The sequence below is a fragment of the Blautia sp. AF17-9LB genome, from assembly GCF_003479185.1.
GTDB classification, from domain to species: domain Bacteria; phylum Bacillota; class Clostridia; order Lachnospirales; family Lachnospiraceae; genus Fusicatenibacter; species Fusicatenibacter saccharivorans.
Window position 1 is genome coordinate 85,597 of sequence record NZ_QUGU01000014.1, and the last position, 14,436, is coordinate 100,032.

Sequence of the window (14,436 nt, forward strand, 5' to 3'; positions counted from 1 at the left end):
ATAAAATAGAAATGAGGGGCGATAGAGCGGAAATGTCAGATTTTCCACTCTATCTGAACACGGTCGCTGGTGGCCTTGATCGTAGAGATCAAACCATCGGCGGCTTTTCTTTTGTCGTCAAAATCTATGCTGTCCCAGTTATCGAGATAATAGGATAACTTCTTTATCTGCTGGGGCGATATGGTTTCAACACTCAATTCGGCGATTGCCTTTGAAATAGTCTGGCGTCGGGTGTCCAGTTCTTCAATTTTTTTGTTAGCGTAGGCAAGCAAGGTCGCATTGGCTCCGGTCAGCGTATCCAGCAGCTTTTCAATTTCTGCCTCCACCTGTGCCAGTTCCACTTGATAGGCTGTCAGTTTCGGATTGACTTTTTCCTCCCTGCCGTGGAGTATCTGAAAGTCTTTGAACTTCTCCTGCATGGCCGAGAAAATGAATTGCTCAAATTCTTCTTTGCGGATTTTCCCGCAGCCCGGACAGCCTTTGTTTTCCGTCCGTTTGGTACAGCGGAAATATCCGGTGCTGTTTGGTACATGGGTGGCTTTCAGAGCATACCCACAATGCCCGCATTTGATTTTTCCGGCCAGCCAAGTATTTTTCGGTTTCCGTCCCTGCTGGAAGGTGGTATTTGCCATAAGTTTTTTCCGGCATTTCAGCCATGTGTCAGAGGAAATGAGTGCTTCGTGGGGAGCGATAACAAGTATCTGGTCTTTTAAGCACCTGTCCTTGTCCTCCTTCACATCCCGCCCCTGATAGAGATAGCAGCCGTTTGTTCCGGCAAAGTCGGAAGCGTCATTGACAATCGCTGCGCCCTGGTTCTTGAAAAATTCGTACAGCTCCAAATCGGCCTGTGCGTAAACGGGGTTTCTTAAAAGCTGGGAAAGAAATGTACGGAACATGGATTTGCCATAAATTTTTATGTCATGTTCCTCGAAGTATCGGGTAATATCTCCGAAGGAGGTTTCCGGTTCAGCGTACATTTCAAACATCAGCCGAACATGGTCGGCTGCTACGGGGTCGGCAACCATTTTCTTTGTGCGGATACCCTCTACCACAGTAGGCTCTAACTGATAACCGTATGGTGCCTGTCCGCTCATGTGAAAGCCTTTCAGGCACCGGGAATAGTAGGCGTCTGTGACACGCTTCTGAATTGTCTCACGTTCAAGCTGGGCGAATACAATGCAGATATTCAGCATGGCCCGGCCCATCGGGGTCGAAGTATCAAACTTTTCCGTGGAGGATACAAACTCCACATCGTACTCTTGAAACAGCTCCATCATCGTTGCAAAGTCCAGAATAGAGCGGCTTATACGGTCCAGCTTGTACACGATGACCCGCCGAACCTTTCCCTTGCGGATCTCGCCCAGCAGCTTTTGAAACTCCGGCCTGTCCGTGTTCTTGCCGGAATAGCCCTTGTCCTTGAATACCCGGCAGCTCCCACCTTTCAATTCATACTTGCAAAAGTCGATCTGACTTTCAATGCTGATACTGTCCTTGCGGTCTACTGACTGTCTTGCGTAAATACAATCTTCTCTGATAAATTCCATATTGGGCTCCTTTCCTTGTTGGAATGGAGCTACCAACCTTACAACTATATTATACCATCAGCAGCCCCGGACAACAATGTTGCGAATGATTAGGGAAATCTGTCTCCATATTTGCGGAACACCTCATAAAGACAACGCTCAATTTCTTTTTTGCGCTGTGCTTTCTCCTTCGGGGGAAGTACCGGCGTGAGGCTTTCCAGCACAATAATCTTCCCTTGAAATGCGACAGACTTTGTTTCTCGTTCATAAGTGACAGCTTGCGTCATTGAAAACCTCCTTTGTGAAAGTGCGTGTATATGCCTGCCTTTCCCACTTGTCCCGTGGGGAAATGTCAAAAGACGGCACCCAGCAGGTGCCGCCCTTTGAGCTTTCTCCACTTCGGGTCAATGTGGCCCGAGGTCAGTAAGGACTGGAAAGGTATTTTTCTTTGGCGTCCTCCAAGCTGTTGAGGTCGAATACTTCATAAAGCTGCCCCACAACACGCCGTATATCCTTCTTTGAAAATCCGCAGTCCTCCATTGCCATAATGACATAACCACGGCAGGCGTCATTGCTCCATTCGTCCGGTTCCAAGCCGGGGATCATTCCAAACGCATTTCCCATAAAGTGCTCCTTTTTTGAAAAGATGGGGGAGCCACGCCGGATCGGTTGGCCTATCATCAGACAGCATTGCCGGGGGCTCCCCATATGTTTTCATTTCATTTCAGACACACCGGACGGACATAGGCTTCATGCCCCATAGTATTTCAACTCTCCCCATTCTGATGGCAAGGCGTTCTCATTGCCTGCGACGGCTCACGGCTTGCAAGACCGCTTCAACGCTCGGACTGTGACTAAACGCAAGTATCCGGGTTCTGCGCCTGTTCCGGTGGAGCCAGCCTTGCCCCACCTATGGCATGGACCTGTTCGCTCGCTCAGTTTTACAAAGACTGTATTCTCTGAAATCTGAGGTCATGGCGGGTCTGTCACACAGCGCGTTCCCCTTCGTATCCGGGTGTCTTTTTATTCAATTTTCAATCTGCATGAGGCTTGTCTGAACCTCGGGCCATTGTGACCCGAAGTGTTTTACCTCTCATAAGCCATTTCATTTTCCGGCCTAAATCGGTACGCCTTACAAAGAATTTTTCAAAATTTTTTCTAAGCGACGCAGACCTCGCTCGATTGCGACACGAACTACTTTTTCATGGACGCCCTCTGCCCGGGCAATGTCCTGTTTGGTCATGCCGAGAATGAAATGGGCGTAAATCCGTTTTGCCTGTTTGTCTGGCAGACTGGTAATCGCTGCGTGAAGTTCCTGCATGGTCACTTTCCGCTCATACAGTTCATGGGGAGATAAAGCGACAAAGACAGCCTCATGCTCCAGCCCGTCATCCCGATCAAGGGAATAGTAGGCTTTGTGGCGATATGTACGCAGCCGATAAGCAGCCTCTTTACGCTCAAACTCTTTGAACATTTCTGCAACTTCTTCCGATACTTCCATGAAGCAATCCGATGTATAGAATGGGTAATAGTCCCGCAAATTGATAATAGCCATATTGACCTCCGTTTCGGTTGTTGGTTGACGAGTGACCGAAACGAAGGCGGCGGGGAGCGGCACCGGGGAATGACTTCGGGCCAACATGACCCGAAGCAGCCCCATAAGAACACAAAAGCGCCCGGGCGGCATGAAGCCACACGGACGCATGAAATGAAATGATAGTTAAAGTTCCAACAAATTTCACATACATAGCCGGAATAACCCGGAGGGGGATCTATGCTTTTTTTAACTGATGTAGGTCATGGGTACTGTGAAAAAAGACAAAAATAGACACGGCGATACCTCCCGGACACCGCCGTATCCTTAAAAAAGGGCGACCTTAACACACCCCCCGTATTCTCATTTTTCAAAAAGAAAACGGCGGCCTGAAATTGTTGTTTCAAAACCGTCGTTTTCGCCGCAAGGCCGAATACAACGGTCTTGTAGTGTTGACCAGATAGGCGTTAATGAAAATGCTATCAAAAGAAAAAGCCGATAATCCGTGTGCCTACTGGCTAACGGGTTATCGGCTCTGCGTCTGTGCGTCTGGCTCTTTGATAACAGTAACTTCTAAGCATTTAATATTTACAAGAAACTCTTTTTTGCATTTTGGACAAAACAATGGAAAATTCTCTAAAACCGAATCTGATCTGATTTTCGTCCGAGTTTTGCTCCCGCATATTGGACACAGCACCCAATGTTCATGCTGCATGGCACACCTCTTTTCCATAGATAATTACTTTGTAACAATGGGTTTTCCATCCTTATCAATTAAAGGGCAAATGCCAGCGCCTGCGCCAAACTTCGCAACAAGATAATTGACTCCGGTTTCTTTATCTACCACCACATAAAACCCCTTTACACTTCCAGCGGTTTCGGTAATTTCAAATCTCTTATTTTCCATATAGATACCTCCTAACTATTCAAAAAATCAAATTTCTTGCTTTGCAAAAATACGATAACTGATTTGATACATCACATAGCACCACGCTAATGCCAAAAGCGGAGAGCAACAGAGAAGAATAAACACAAGCTGATCGGTCAGCGCAACTCCTAATGTAGCAAGAAGCTGATATACTCCAAAACAAATCCCTGCCGGAATAAGGAAAGATACCAACAGCAGGATGCGGCCTTTTTCTGCTCCAAACTTGAATACAAGAGGAATTGATATACTACCAAAAATCAGAGCAATCACCCATGAAATCAAGGTCAAAAATAAAAGTTCTCCAATCCCTATAAGGTCAAGCGTGATTTTATTTGTGATAAGACCGCCGATAGAACCAACAACCAGTCCAAAGAGGCTACCAATAGCGCAGAAGATAGCCAGCACCACAAATTTTCCAGCAACCAATTCTTTCTTGGAAACTGGCATTATCATAGCATACCGTGTCCATTTAGAACTGTCATCAAAAGAAAAGGTTGTTACAATCATCATGCTGCACAAAATCGCACATACAAAAATATAGCCTTCTACGCCGGAAAACGGAATAAGCGCAACGGCAAAAACCACAAGGATGAATAACATAGATTTCGCATTGTGGCCGATATTAAATAAATCTTTCAAAACAAGACTTTTCATTTTGCTTGCTCTCCTTTCACATACAGCAGCAGAATATCGTCGATTGTCGCGTCGTCCACTACGGCATTTTTATATTTCCTCCGGGCCTTTTCCTTGTCGGCCACCAGCACATTCCACTGATAATCGTCTTTGCGGTAGGCCAGAACTTCCTCTTTATCGAGCTGATCGAACAGTGCTGCGCCACAGCGGATAATGCCATAGTTATAACGAAGTTCATCTTTCGTTTTGCAGAAAAGAACCTTGCCCTGATGAATAAATGTGATATAGTCAGCGACTTTTTCCAAATCCGTTGTGATATGTGAGGACATCAAAATGGAATGATTTTCGTCCTGAACAAATTCAAGAAATACATCAAGAATATCATCCCGCATCACGGGGTCAAGGCCACTTGTCGCTTCATCCAAAATCAGCAGTTTGGGTTTGTGGGAAAGGGCGACGGCAATACACAGCTTCATTTTCATTCCTTTGGACAGAGATTTAATTTCTTTATCCAAAGGGAGTTGAAAACGCTTTAGATAATCTTGAAACAAATGTCCGTCCCACTGTTTGTAGGCAGCACCAGCAATTTTCCCGACTTTAGCCGGAGTGAGTGTTTCATAGAAGTTAATCCCATCAAACACTACGCCAATATCCTCTTTGAGTTGTTTTGCAGACGACAATTCCTGCCCCCAAAAAGTAACGGTTCCATCATCCTTATGGATCAAATCAAGGATTGCATTGATAGTCGTGCTTTTTCCAGCTCCATTTTCACCAATAAGCCCCATAATTGTTCCTTTCGGAACCGAAAAAGAAACATGGTCTAACTTGAAATCGGCGTATTGCTTTGTCAAGTTATCAACCCGCAAAATAGCGTCCATAGTTAATCCTCCTCTTGATAAAACATCGTCAGTAATTCAATCAGCTTTTCCAACGATATTCCACTTGTCCGCCCAATGTCGGCGGCCTCTTGCAAATGTTCTTCGGCCAATCTCTGCTGTTCTTCCTGATAAAAGTCTTTGTTTTGTGCCGATACAAAACTTCCTCGGCCTACCGTCGTTTCGATAAAACCATCCCGTTGTAAATCTTCATACGCTTTCTGAACGGTAATAACACTCACATGAATGGACTTTGCCAGCGCCCGCATAGAGGGAATGGGCTCGCCGGTTTTTAACTCGCCACTCATAATCATTGCTTTTATCTGCGAAGTTATCTGCTCATAAATTGGCTTGCTCGTATTGCTGCTTATGATTATTTCCACAACGCCCCTCCTTTGTGTTATAATGTGCTTATAGTACAAGTACATTATAACCTTGCATGTTTAATTTGTCAATATGTCGGCCGCGGAAATGAAATACTACCTTACATCAAATTTGATTACATTCTCATAACCTGACCAGAAATGTACAATGATATAGGGTGATATGAGAATGAACCAAGATGAAAGAAGGTTTGACTTTCACGGCCTCGGGGCAGCTCTCAAACGAGCCAGAGAAGAAAAGGGCTGGACACAAGCCTATGTTGCGGAATTAGTAGACCGTGACTCCCGTACCATTATGAATATTGAGAACAAAGGTCAATATCCCAGCTTCGACCTTTTTGTTAAACTCATTACTATGTTTGACGTTTCAGTTGACCAGTTTATTCATGCGGACGGAGGGGCAAGGTCAAGCTCTTGTAGAAAGCACATTGATGTACTTCTAAACTCCATGAATGAAAAAGAGCTTGTCGTGATAGAAGCCACAGCCGAAGGCATTAAGAAAGCCAGGGAAACGGAGGTTCCAGAATAAGGGCCTCTGTTTTTTTGCGTCATTTTAGGGGCTGTCGCTAAGTGGCAAGCAATGCCTCTGTGGCCACAAGTGGCACAAAGGCAGCTTGTTGGGGCTCGCCCCAAACCCGTATCTTCGGGCCAACATGGCCCGAAGTGTCAGCGTCGCTTTGCTCCTTATTTTCATAACCTTAACGCTCCTTTTCCTGCTTTCTTCCCGGCTCGGTGTAGCCCATCAGAGTGTCAATGTTCGCCTTGATCGTGACGATCTCCTGCATATCCCGTCGTGCCTTCTGGTATTCTCCATAGAGCTGTTTTTTCTTTGCTGTGAGCTTGCGGCCTTCCTCCTTCAGCACATCCATTTTAGGGAGCTTCGCCCCGCCCAGCAGAGAGCGCATTTCCGCTTGTGCAGCCCGGTACAGTTCAAGGTCGGCCTCATGCTCCGCAAGGAATTTCCGGCTGTACTTCGTCGCCTTATACTGCTCAAAGACTGGGCGGGTTTTGGCATACTGAACCGTTGCGGCCTTTAGCCCGGCATTGGTTTTCATGGCCTGCTCCGTCTGCTTGACCTGTTCGGAAATAACATGGAAACGGTCTGCCGCCTCGGTGGCTTTCTGCGCCAACTGCTCATAATCGGTCAGGTTATTGTCCTGTATATAGGCAAGAGCGGCGGCCATCTGCTTAATGTTAAATACCTTCGCCCAGCGTTCATATCCCGGCCCCTTACCGGCAACCAGCTTTGCTTGAATATCCACCGCCAGACTGATTTTCCGCTCCGAGCGCCCGGGGCGTTTTTCTTTGCCCTCAATGGCGGACAGAACATCTTGCAAGTCGTAGCCGTCCCCCAGCGTGGAGGCACGCAGACGGGTGAAGCGTTCCTGTCCCTGCCCGGTCAGCCGGAAGCTGATACCGCCGCCCCGAACCGTCTTGACCTCATACCCAGCCCGCTTCATCAAATTGAGAAATTCGTCCAAATCAGCGGGGCGTTCCGCCAACGCAGTATCAATGGCAAGGCGCAGCCTGTCCTGATAGAAAAGCGGCCCTTTCCGGTCTTTCTGCCACTCTCCATAGTTCCGATACTTGCCCTTGCTCCGGGGCTTCGGGTTCTCCACGATGGATAGCCCGTTTTCAAGGCACAGCCTGTCAGAGAGCCGCCGAAGGGCGAAGCTGGAGCCCCAAAAATTTCGGAATTTCCGGGTGCAGTCAAGGGTGGTGGAGTTGTAATAAATGTGACAATGGATGTGCTGCTTATCGGTGTGCGTGGTAACGATAAAAGCGTGCCGCCCCTTTGTCCAGCGCATAGCCAGCTCATAGCCGATACGGTTCGCCTCCTTCGGGGTGATCTCGCCCGGATAGAAGGATTGTCGTATCTGATAGCACAGCACATTATTTTCTTTCTTCTGTTCCCGGCCCGTCATAGCGGCATAGCTGGCCTTTGCCAAAAGGAACTCGTCCGCCACGGTGGCCGGATCACATTCATAAGCGGAGATATACTTTCCGCTTTCTGTTTTCTCCGGGTCCTTGCCATAGTCCAGACAATCCCGGATAGCCTCAGCAATCGTTTCGCCTTCGCCCGCATGGCGCTGTAACAAAGTTGTGGTAGCCAAAAATCATTCCTCCTTTCCATGAGAAAGGGGCGGCCCATTCAGACCGCCCCGACTTCGGGCCAGTATGGCCCGAGGCTGCTTAACTTGCCAGAAACCGGTACAGAGCGGATTTGCCTCCGTCCAGCGCCCAAAGAAGGGAGCCCGCCGCCGCTTGCAGTCCATACGGCGAAAGAAGGAAGGCAAGAAACAGAAATACAATCCCGCCTATGGGCGTCGGCGTGAAAAAGAGAGCGACACCCAGCACCGTCAGGATCACAGAGGCAATCGTCAGCAGGACGGCACAAATATCAAATAGGAACACCAGCAGAGCCGCCAGAAGGGACAACGCTAAAGCAAAGGGAGCAACCAATATTTTCAGCAGTATCTTCATCTTCAAAACCTCCTTTATCTATCCTTCCTACCTCTATTTTATCATGCCTGCCCGGGGACATAAATGTTGCGAAAAATTAGTAAATCCTGTCCTAAAACTTCGGGTCATGCTGGCCCGAAGCTTGATGGTTTTATCTAAAAAGTTATGATATAATGAAATCAATATTTTGGTTAGACGAGGTGATGAACATGGGGAACAGCAGAGACGACTTTACTTCAGCAACAAAGGAATTACTGGCAAATCGGGTTGGTAGAAGATGTAGTAATCCTGCTTGCCGAAAGTTGACTTGTGGGGCAAATACCAATCCTGAAAAAATTACAAATATAGGGGTAGCAGCTCATATCTGTGCAGCGGCTCAAGGCGGTCCACGCTATGACGCTTCTATGACACCCGAAGAAAGAAAGTCGTTTGAAAATGGAATTTGGTTATGCCAGTCTTGTTCTAAATTGATTGATACGGATATTACTCGTTATCCTAAAGAACTGCTACAAAGTTGGAAGCAGCTTGCAGAACAGACAGCAATTTTGGAAGTCGAAACTACTTCTTCCACACCTGCCTTTGAAAAAGATAAAGAGCTTGTCCAATTTTATTTGGAGTGCTTTGATCGTCCAGCCTTTCAAGATGACATTTATCAAGAAGGTCGAATGGAGGATTTTGATAAAGCGATTGAAGATACGCTAATTGCCTTGAATACAGGGGTACTAAGAACTCGTGATGGCTCCATATTAAAACGGGCTGATGGAAAATCTTCTGTCCAAAACTCTTTATGGAGAGAAAAACTCTATACTATCACTGATATGCTAACAGCAATTCGCAGACGATTGAAAATAGCCAAAAAGGAAAAAGCCTATTCGACATATGGCACAGGCGAAGATGTCGCTTATTGTTTCTATGATCGTGAGCTTGCTGAATGGCTTAATTCTACACGAGAAGAAATACTAAAAATTCTATCGTCTATTTGTAAAGAGGCTGGACTTCGGGAATTACATTTTCGGAAACATAGATATAGATGGTAAAAAGAACAAGGCGGCAGGTCCCAACATCGGAACCTGCCGCCCTCGTCTTACTTTGCCACCAGCTCGGAAAGCTCCCGCAGCACCTTTGACACCTCGCTCCACAGTTTTTCATAGTCCCGCTTCAATCCGTCGATTTCCTCCGAGTACACGCCATAGGTGTGTGCGTGTATGGCAACCTGATTGAGATTGTTAGAACAGCGCCGTTGCAGAGAGATCAGCTCTTTTACGGGTGCAAGGTCGATGTGCAGGATATACCCATTCAGAGCCATTTTCCGTACATAAGCCCCGGCGTTGGAAATGCCCACCTCAGCCATCCGTTCATGGATGGCTGCCAGCTCGTCCGGCGTTACCATGACGTGCAGATGGACATTCCGCTTGCGGTTCTCCATCAGCGTTCCAGCTCCCGGCCTTTCCGGCGCTCTTTGGGCTCCTTTACCTTATCAAGCGGTTTTGCGTCCAGCTCCGGGGGCGTGGGCGGGATGGGCGTGTTGTTGGGTACGCCGTCGATCATGTTGCAGTTCTGCTCTGTGGAGAGCTCGGCGGTTTTCAGATAGTTGTCTTTTTCGTGCATGGCGATCCTCCTTTATCGTTCCTCATGGTTTTTATGGCTCCGCTTCTGGCCGGGCTCCTTCGGGGGTTCCTGCCCTCTGGTTTCATCTTTGAGCCGGGCAGTAATGGATGGGCGCACCCGGTCAGGATTGCCCGGTGCTGGTTTCAGCTCATAATCCTCCATCTGCTTTTCGGTCAGCGGCTTTGCGTAGGTCAGTTCGCCCCATGCCATCAGCCTGCCGTCTGCCACAGGACGCCGCCTGTCATCATCGTAGTTGACGATGGAAAGAGGCTGGTTATCCGGCGGCTTCGGGTAAGTTCCTATGTCCACGGGCCGCTGGGTGGAATAATAGCGGTAAACGCCCTCCGGTCCCAGCTCGGTATGCTTGACCGCCGCATGGTAAAACTGCTGATAGTCGTCCACCCGGCGGTCAAAGTCCCTCTGCGCCCATGCCTGACTGGTTCCATAGCGACCCCAGTAGTAATCCCGATGGCCGTTTTCCCCCTCGGTAAACTGCCAGGTCACAAAGGGGCTCGGCGCTCCCGGATTATGCCCCAGCGCAAAGCCGTGTCCGGTTTCAAAGGTGGCAGCTTTCAAAATCACATATCCTTGTACTGTCTCCAAGAGATCCCTCCTTTCTGTGCCTCGGGCCAACATGACCCGAAGTGCTGGATGTTACGAAATAAGAGGGCAGACCGGGGAGGAATGTAATAAGATATTCCCACCCCGGAAACACTCTCCAAAAAGCCCGGAATGTCAAGCCTTTGGAGGCGGCAAATCGTAACAGCCGCCCGGCCTTTTCTCCCGCATTTTCCTCATGCGTTCCCGGCTTTTCCGGCGGTTCCCTTCGGCTTTGCAGGCGTCGGAACAGTAGGCTTGACGCCCCTCGGGCAGAAATGCCTTTCCGCAGACCGCACAGGCCCGCAGCTCCGGGGAGATGCCTTCCGTTGTCAGCGCCGCTTGAAGCTCCGGGTCAAGGGGCAGGACAGCCTCACGGAAATAACGGCAGTACGCCCCTGTCCAGCACTTGTGCAGCATATAGCAGGCACAGTCCAGAGGAAGGCACAGGCCGCTTTCCCGGTCATAGTTGGCGCACATCCCCGTGACCAGAGAACGGATTTTTTTCTTCTCGTCACGGGTCAGCTCCCGGGCGTCCATTTAAGACTTCGGGCCACAATGGCCCGAAGGGCGGGACTCCACGATCAGCGCCCGGAACTTCTTCCGGCACTGTTTTTTCTTTCCTTTGCACTCCTTGTAGTAACGGCATCCCTTACAAGGGTCGTCATTGTCCCAGCCGGGGTGCGGTACTTCCTTCATCATTCGTTCAAAAGGGCTGCTTGTAAAATTCATTCTCATTCCTCCGTATCTTCCTCCCACGGCGGGGTATCTTCGTCCTCGGGTTCCTCTGCGATCTCCTCCAGCTCCCCGTCCTCATATTCGCAGTAATCATCTTCCAAATCCGGGGCCTCATGCTTCGGCTTGTAAATCTTGAAATAGTAACCAATCCCACCGCCGGCCAGCACCACCGCGCCGATCAGGAGCATAGAGAGAAGGGGGCTGTCCTTTTTCTCCGGCTCGGATTCCGGTACTTCCTCCACAGGTTCGGTGGGCTTTGGATCTGGCTCCGGGGTCACTTCTTTGGGCGGTTCCTTGCCCTGTTCGGCAAGAGGAAGAAGGTCGTCTACGGTAACGGTATTGAGGAAATAGACGTTCTCGCTGGTTTTCTGTTTGTCGATCACCAGATAAAACACGCTTTCGTCTGCTGTGGTGATGGTGTAGAACTCCTTTCCATCCTCGTCGGTGGCGTTGTCCACCACGGTTCCCGTCCCGTCCGGGGTAAAGGGGTTCTGGGTTTCCGGCTCCGCTTCGGTTTCTGCCGGGGAGGGAGCTGTCTCCGGCTGCGGCTCGCTGCTCTGTGCATAAGCCGGGACTGTAAAGATCAGGCAACACAAAAGGCTGGCAGCCATCGCCGCCAGCCTGCGGTATTTAATTTTCTTCATGGGCTGTGTCCTCCTTTTCGGGTGCCTCCGGCTTCGGGTCAGTATGACCCGAAGCGGTAAGGCTGTTTTTGGGGTCGTTCAGAAAGGCCATCAGCTCGGCGGGGGTCAGTTTGAGAGAACGCACCGCCTGTACGATCTGGCTGTTTTCTTCCTCCTGTTTCTGCTTTTCCAGCTCCCGGATTTTGGCCTGCCACTCGGCAGCCTTCTCCCGGGCTTTTTCCAGTTCCTTATCGAGCTTGTCGATCTTGTTCATGCAAGGACTCCTTTCCTCTGGCTCACAAACGCCCGAAGGCATAGAAATGTGTCTGCCAGTAGCTTGAATTGATGTTTGCGTATTGGATGGGCGAACCACAATGAAGCATCATCCCGTCGCCCACATAAATCCCCACATGGGACACAGGGCCGGGGCTGTCATAGGTTCCCGTGAAAAAGATAATGTCGCCGGGCTTTGCCTCGGAGGGGGAAATGATAGCGCACTGGTTATAAATGCCCTGCGCCGTGGTACGGGGCAGGTTGTGGACGCCGCTGGCCGTGTACACCCAGCAGACAAAGCCCGAACAGTCAAAGGAGGTGGACGGGCTGGAGCCGCCCCACACATAGGGCCAGCCGATGTACTTTGTGGCTTCTTCCATGAGCGCCGCAAAAGCCGGGTCATCCAGCGCCTCGCCGGGTATCTCATAGCTGGGGCCGGTATCTTCGCCGCCGTTGTAAATCCCTTCCCACAGATAGGGTTTGTTGCCTTTGAGCTGCTGCATAACGGTGTAGATTTCCCGCTGCTGTTCGTTAAGCCTCGGCAGGATCACGGCGGGCAGCGTCTTGTTTGTGAGGGTCACATTGAGAATGTAATACTCATAGGGGACTTCCTCGGTGGTGGTTTCCCCGGTCTCCGGGTCGGTGCTGGTTTCGGTGCGGTAGCGTATCTCGACTTCCTCCGTCAAGGTCAGCTCATACTGTGCCTCGAAGATCTCCCGCAGTTCGTCCTGCACCTGTTCCCGGAAATACACATGGTACTTTGCCGAGAGATAGGACGCCAGCTCATAGGGGTTATGGCCGATCTCGTCCACGGAATAGCGGTACTCGTCATAGCCGGGATGGGTGCTTTCGATGTTCGCTACCGTCTGCGCCAGCTCGTTTTCCAGCACTGTGTAGTCCTCGTCCACCCCCAGCAGGTCCGTATCCTCCGAGGCGTAGGAGGTGCCGGATAACGCATTGGCAAGGCCGCTGCCAAGCGTGGGGAAGATGGAGCTTACCGCCGACACAAGAAAACAGAGCAGCAACAGCAGGAGCAGGACCAGCACCGCCACGGGATGATGGGTCACAAACTGCGCCGCCCGACGGGTCGCAGTTCCCGAAGCGGCAGCGGTTTTCTTTGCGGCCTTTGCGCCCTGTTTTGCAGCCGCCTTTGCTTCTTTGGAATACCGGCGTTTCAGTTTCCATTTCTGCTGCACACGGGAAAGCGGATTGCTGGCAAGCTCCGGGTACTCGGAGGCCATCTTTTGAAAATCCACATTGGCCCGGGCTTTTATGTCCTTCTGTTCCCACTTTGCCACCTTCCGGGCCGGGTGTTCCCGGTATCTCCGTTTGGCATAGCGGGTCAGTTTCCGGGTCACGGCCTCGGCGGCCAGCTCGGATTTATGGGCTCCTTCCACACCCACATTTTCATGCTCGACCTCGTGGATCTTGTTGTGGACATAGAACCATGCTTCTGTACGGGCTCCCCGGACTGCCTTTTTTGCAAGCCCCGGCGGCTTCTTCGCTGCCCGTTTTGCCTCGGTCTTGTCCAGTTTCTCCCGGGCCTTTCCCAGCTTTTCCCCGGCGTGTTCCGCTTTTGCCTGTGCTTTCTGGTACTTGTCCTTTTTGCTCCCGGCCTTCTCGGCGGAGCCCTCCGGCTCCTGTGCCTTGCCGGTATCCTGCGGCCCGCCCGCTTCATCTTCCTGCCTCATGCGGTCAGAGGGACGGCTTTTCCGGCTGTCCTCTTGAAACTTACCGCTTTTGGACTTCGGGCCATTGTGGCCCGAAGGACTGTCCTGCCCGGTATCCTCGTCCTTAAACCGCAGGCGTCGGGATGGTGCGGGGGAAGGCCCTTCCCGTTCAGCCGGTCCGGGGCGATTGCTCCCGGTATCCTCCGTCGGCCCCGGCCTTTGAAAATTCTGTTTGTCCGGTTTCTTTCCGATGATGTATCCCTCCTTTCCAAACCTCGGGCCATCATGGCCCGAAGTGTGTTATGCCCGGTTCATTTCCTGTTTTTTGTCCTCCGGGCGGGTGGTCATAATGGCGTACAGCTCTGTGTTCTGCGGGAAGCGGTCAACAAACGGGATGGTGGTGTTCCCGAAGAACAGCAGCCCTTCGCCGGAATTGGTATGGGTCACATAGGAAAGCTGGTGGGGGCTGATCCCAAGCTGTTTGGCTAAAATCTGCCGGTCCCCCTGTGCCTGCGAGAGCAGCACAAGGAAGTCCGAGTTTTATAGTGATAGGTAAGCCCCTGATATCATCTCAGGCTTTTCCCCCAC

General features: G+C 50.4%; 21 protein-coding genes and 1 pseudogene. 2 read left to right on the forward strand and 20 right to left on the reverse strand.

Translation table 11 applies throughout. The features are described from left to right. Window positions 1-35: 35 nt before the first annotated feature. The 9 genes from DWX00_RS14620 to DWX00_RS14650 all read right to left on the reverse strand — a co-directional run bounded on the left by DWX00_RS14620 (window position 36) and on the right by DWX00_RS14650 (window position 5,876). Entirely contained in the window at window positions 36-1,544 is a 1,509-nt protein-coding gene (locus DWX00_RS14620) for a recombinase family protein (protein ID WP_118595609.1), read from the reverse strand. Between the two features lie 89 nt (window positions 1,545-1,633). Next, a complete protein-coding gene (locus DWX00_RS19900) occupies window positions 1,634-1,810 on the reverse strand; it encodes a hypothetical protein (protein ID WP_165483719.1) in 177 nt (58 codons plus the stop codon). 133 nt (window positions 1,811-1,943) lie between these two features. Further along, on the reverse strand, window positions 1,944-2,147 hold the full coding sequence (locus DWX00_RS14625) for a hypothetical protein (protein WP_118595610.1): 204 nt from the start codon (window positions 2,145-2,147) through the stop codon (window positions 1,944-1,946). A gap of 508 nt (window positions 2,148-2,655) precedes the next feature. Continuing rightward, entirely contained in the window at window positions 2,656-3,078 is a 423-nt protein-coding gene (locus tag DWX00_RS14630) for an RNA polymerase sigma factor (protein WP_199669515.1), read from the reverse strand. A 505-nt stretch (window positions 3,079-3,583) separates the two neighbouring features. After that, the gene (locus tag DWX00_RS14635; RefSeq protein WP_118595612.1) at window positions 3,584-3,772 is read right to left on the reverse strand and encodes a cysteine-rich KTR domain-containing protein; all 189 of its coding nucleotides are present in this window, start codon (window positions 3,770-3,772) and stop codon (window positions 3,584-3,586) included. 24 nt (window positions 3,773-3,796) lie between these two features. Continuing rightward, complete coding sequence (locus DWX00_RS19905; RefSeq protein WP_172509773.1) at window positions 3,797-3,964, reverse strand: DUF6440 family protein; 168 nt, start codon at window positions 3,962-3,964, stop codon at window positions 3,797-3,799. A 27-nt stretch (window positions 3,965-3,991) separates the two neighbouring features. Beyond that, window positions 3,992-4,639 (reverse strand): ABC-2 transporter permease, encoded by a 648-nt coding sequence (locus tag DWX00_RS14640; protein ID WP_118595613.1) that lies wholly within the window; start codon window positions 4,637-4,639, stop codon window positions 3,992-3,994. Further along, on the reverse strand, window positions 4,636-5,496 hold the full coding sequence (locus tag DWX00_RS14645; RefSeq protein ID WP_118595614.1) for an ABC transporter ATP-binding protein: 861 nt from the start codon (window positions 5,494-5,496) through the stop codon (window positions 4,636-4,638). The genes DWX00_RS14640 and DWX00_RS14645 overlap by 4 nt, the downstream gene beginning before the upstream one ends. Before the next feature lie 2 nt (window positions 5,497-5,498). Further along, window positions 5,499-5,876 (reverse strand): GntR family transcriptional regulator, encoded by a 378-nt coding sequence (locus DWX00_RS14650; protein ID WP_118595615.1) that lies wholly within the window; start codon window positions 5,874-5,876, stop codon window positions 5,499-5,501. Between the two features lie 169 nt (window positions 5,877-6,045). On the opposite strand from DWX00_RS14650, the gene DWX00_RS14655 reads away from it, so the two are divergent. Next, on the forward strand, window positions 6,046-6,405 hold the full coding sequence (locus DWX00_RS14655) for a helix-turn-helix transcriptional regulator (protein WP_036626676.1): 360 nt from the start codon (window positions 6,046-6,048) through the stop codon (window positions 6,403-6,405). 169 nt (window positions 6,406-6,574) lie between these two features. Here DWX00_RS14655 and DWX00_RS14660 read toward each other — a convergent pair whose 3' ends face one another. Then, window positions 6,575-7,990, reverse strand: a complete 1,416-nt coding sequence (locus DWX00_RS14660) for a relaxase/mobilization nuclease domain-containing protein (RefSeq protein ID WP_118595616.1) — start codon at window positions 7,988-7,990, stop codon at window positions 6,575-6,577. A 79-nt stretch (window positions 7,991-8,069) separates the two neighbouring features. Further along, window positions 8,070-8,360, reverse strand: coding sequence for a CD1845 family protein (locus DWX00_RS14665; RefSeq protein ID WP_005927606.1), 291 nt, complete (start codon window positions 8,358-8,360; stop codon window positions 8,070-8,072). Window positions 8,361-8,548: 188 nt separating this feature from the next. Here DWX00_RS14665 and DWX00_RS14670 point away from each other — a divergent pair, with 188 nt between their 5' ends. After that, window positions 8,549-9,376 carry an HNH endonuclease gene (locus DWX00_RS14670; RefSeq protein WP_199669516.1) on the forward strand — a complete coding sequence of 276 codons (828 nt, stop codon included), beginning with the start codon at window positions 8,549-8,551 and terminating at the stop codon, window positions 9,374-9,376. A 47-nt stretch (window positions 9,377-9,423) separates the two neighbouring features. Here DWX00_RS14670 and DWX00_RS14675 read toward each other — a convergent pair whose 3' ends face one another. The 9 genes and pseudogenes from DWX00_RS14675 to DWX00_RS14720 form a co-directional block, all read right to left on the reverse strand. Then, entirely contained in the window at window positions 9,424-9,765 is a 342-nt protein-coding gene (locus DWX00_RS14675; protein WP_118595617.1) for a plasmid mobilization protein, read from the reverse strand. Continuing rightward, entirely contained in the window at window positions 9,765-9,947 is a 183-nt protein-coding gene (locus DWX00_RS14680; RefSeq protein WP_003500078.1) for a DUF4316 domain-containing protein, read from the reverse strand. Before DWX00_RS14680 ends, DWX00_RS14675 begins: the two co-directional genes overlap by 1 nt. Before the next feature lie 12 nt (window positions 9,948-9,959). Continuing rightward, on the reverse strand, window positions 9,960-10,583 hold the full coding sequence (locus DWX00_RS14685; RefSeq protein ID WP_118595618.1) for a hypothetical protein: 624 nt from the start codon (window positions 10,581-10,583) through the stop codon (window positions 9,960-9,962). A 99-nt stretch (window positions 10,584-10,682) separates the two neighbouring features. Further along, on the reverse strand, window positions 10,683-11,084 hold the full coding sequence (locus DWX00_RS14690; protein WP_015567060.1) for a cysteine-rich VLP domain-containing protein: 402 nt from the start codon (window positions 11,082-11,084) through the stop codon (window positions 10,683-10,685). Next, entirely contained in the window at window positions 11,085-11,276 is a 192-nt protein-coding gene (locus tag DWX00_RS14695) for a hypothetical protein (protein ID WP_330416975.1), read from the reverse strand. It lies immediately after the preceding gene. 2 nt (window positions 11,277-11,278) lie between these two features. Continuing rightward, window positions 11,279-11,926, reverse strand: coding sequence for a DUF4366 domain-containing protein (locus DWX00_RS14700; protein ID WP_118595620.1), 648 nt, complete (start codon window positions 11,924-11,926; stop codon window positions 11,279-11,281). Then, on the reverse strand, window positions 11,913-12,179 hold the full coding sequence (locus DWX00_RS14705) for a DUF4315 family protein (protein ID WP_118595621.1): 267 nt from the start codon (window positions 12,177-12,179) through the stop codon (window positions 11,913-11,915). Before DWX00_RS14705 ends, DWX00_RS14700 begins: the two co-directional genes overlap by 14 nt. Before the next feature lie 22 nt (window positions 12,180-12,201). After that, window positions 12,202-13,869 (reverse strand): C40 family peptidase, encoded by a 1,668-nt coding sequence (locus tag DWX00_RS14710; RefSeq protein ID WP_118595622.1) that lies wholly within the window; start codon window positions 13,867-13,869, stop codon window positions 12,202-12,204. A 279-nt stretch (window positions 13,870-14,148) separates the two neighbouring features. Beyond that, a pseudogene (locus tag DWX00_RS14720) lies at window positions 14,149-14,388 on the reverse strand (conjugal transfer protein TraE); the annotation flags it as partial. Window positions 14,389-14,436 lie beyond the last annotated feature (48 nt).

Bases quoted from the DNA above. Each gene is read 5' to 3' on its own strand.
- DWX00_RS14670 (WP_199669516.1), top strand. From the start codon at position 8,549: ATGGGGAACAGCAGAGACGACTTTACTTCAGCAACAAAGGAATTACTG.
- DWX00_RS14680 (WP_003500078.1), bottom strand. From the start codon at position 9,947: ATGCACGAAAAAGACAACTATCTGAAAACCGCCGAGCTCTCCACAGAG.
- DWX00_RS14625 (WP_118595610.1), bottom strand. From the start codon at position 2,147: ATGGGAAATGCGTTTGGAATGATCCCCGGCTTGGAACCGGACGAATGG.
- DWX00_RS14655 (WP_036626676.1), top strand. From the start codon at position 6,046: ATGAACCAAGATGAAAGAAGGTTTGACTTTCACGGCCTCGGGGCAGCT.
- DWX00_RS14640 (WP_118595613.1), bottom strand. From the start codon at position 4,639: ATGAAAAGTCTTGTTTTGAAAGATTTATTTAATATCGGCCACAATGCG.
- DWX00_RS14645 (WP_118595614.1), bottom strand. From the start codon at position 5,496: ATGGACGCTATTTTGCGGGTTGATAACTTGACAAAGCAATACGCCGAT.
- DWX00_RS19900 (WP_165483719.1), bottom strand. From the start codon at position 1,810: ATGACGCAAGCTGTCACTTATGAACGAGAAACAAAGTCTGTCGCATTT.
- DWX00_RS14710 (WP_118595622.1), bottom strand. From the start codon at position 13,869: ATGAGGCAGGAAGATGAAGCGGGCGGGCCGCAGGATACCGGCAAGGCA.
- DWX00_RS14700 (WP_118595620.1), bottom strand. From the start codon at position 11,926: ATGAAGAAAATTAAATACCGCAGGCTGGCGGCGATGGCTGCCAGCCTT.
- DWX00_RS14665 (WP_005927606.1), bottom strand. From the start codon at position 8,360: ATGAAGATACTGCTGAAAATATTGGTTGCTCCCTTTGCTTTAGCGTTG.
- DWX00_RS14635 (WP_118595612.1), bottom strand. From the start codon at position 3,772: ATGCAGCATGAACATTGGGTGCTGTGTCCAATATGCGGGAGCAAAACT.
- DWX00_RS14705 (WP_118595621.1), bottom strand. From the start codon at position 12,179: ATGAACAAGATCGACAAGCTCGATAAGGAACTGGAAAAAGCCCGGGAG.
- DWX00_RS14690 (WP_015567060.1), bottom strand. From the start codon at position 11,084: ATGGACGCCCGGGAGCTGACCCGTGACGAGAAGAAAAAAATCCGTTCT.
- DWX00_RS14630 (WP_199669515.1), bottom strand. From the start codon at position 3,078: ATGGCTATTATCAATTTGCGGGACTATTACCCATTCTATACATCGGAT.
- DWX00_RS14620 (WP_118595609.1), bottom strand. From the start codon at position 1,544: ATGGAATTTATCAGAGAAGATTGTATTTACGCAAGACAGTCAGTAGAC.
- DWX00_RS14695 (WP_330416975.1), bottom strand. From the start codon at position 11,276: ATGAATTTTACAAGCAGCCCTTTTGAACGAATGATGAAGGAAGTACCG.
- DWX00_RS14675 (WP_118595617.1), bottom strand. From the start codon at position 9,765: ATGGAGAACCGCAAGCGGAATGTCCATCTGCACGTCATGGTAACGCCG.
- DWX00_RS14685 (WP_118595618.1), bottom strand. From the start codon at position 10,583: ATGTTGGCCCGAGGCACAGAAAGGAGGGATCTCTTGGAGACAGTACAA.
- DWX00_RS19905 (WP_172509773.1), bottom strand. From the start codon at position 3,964: ATGGAAAATAAGAGATTTGAAATTACCGAAACCGCTGGAAGTGTAAAG.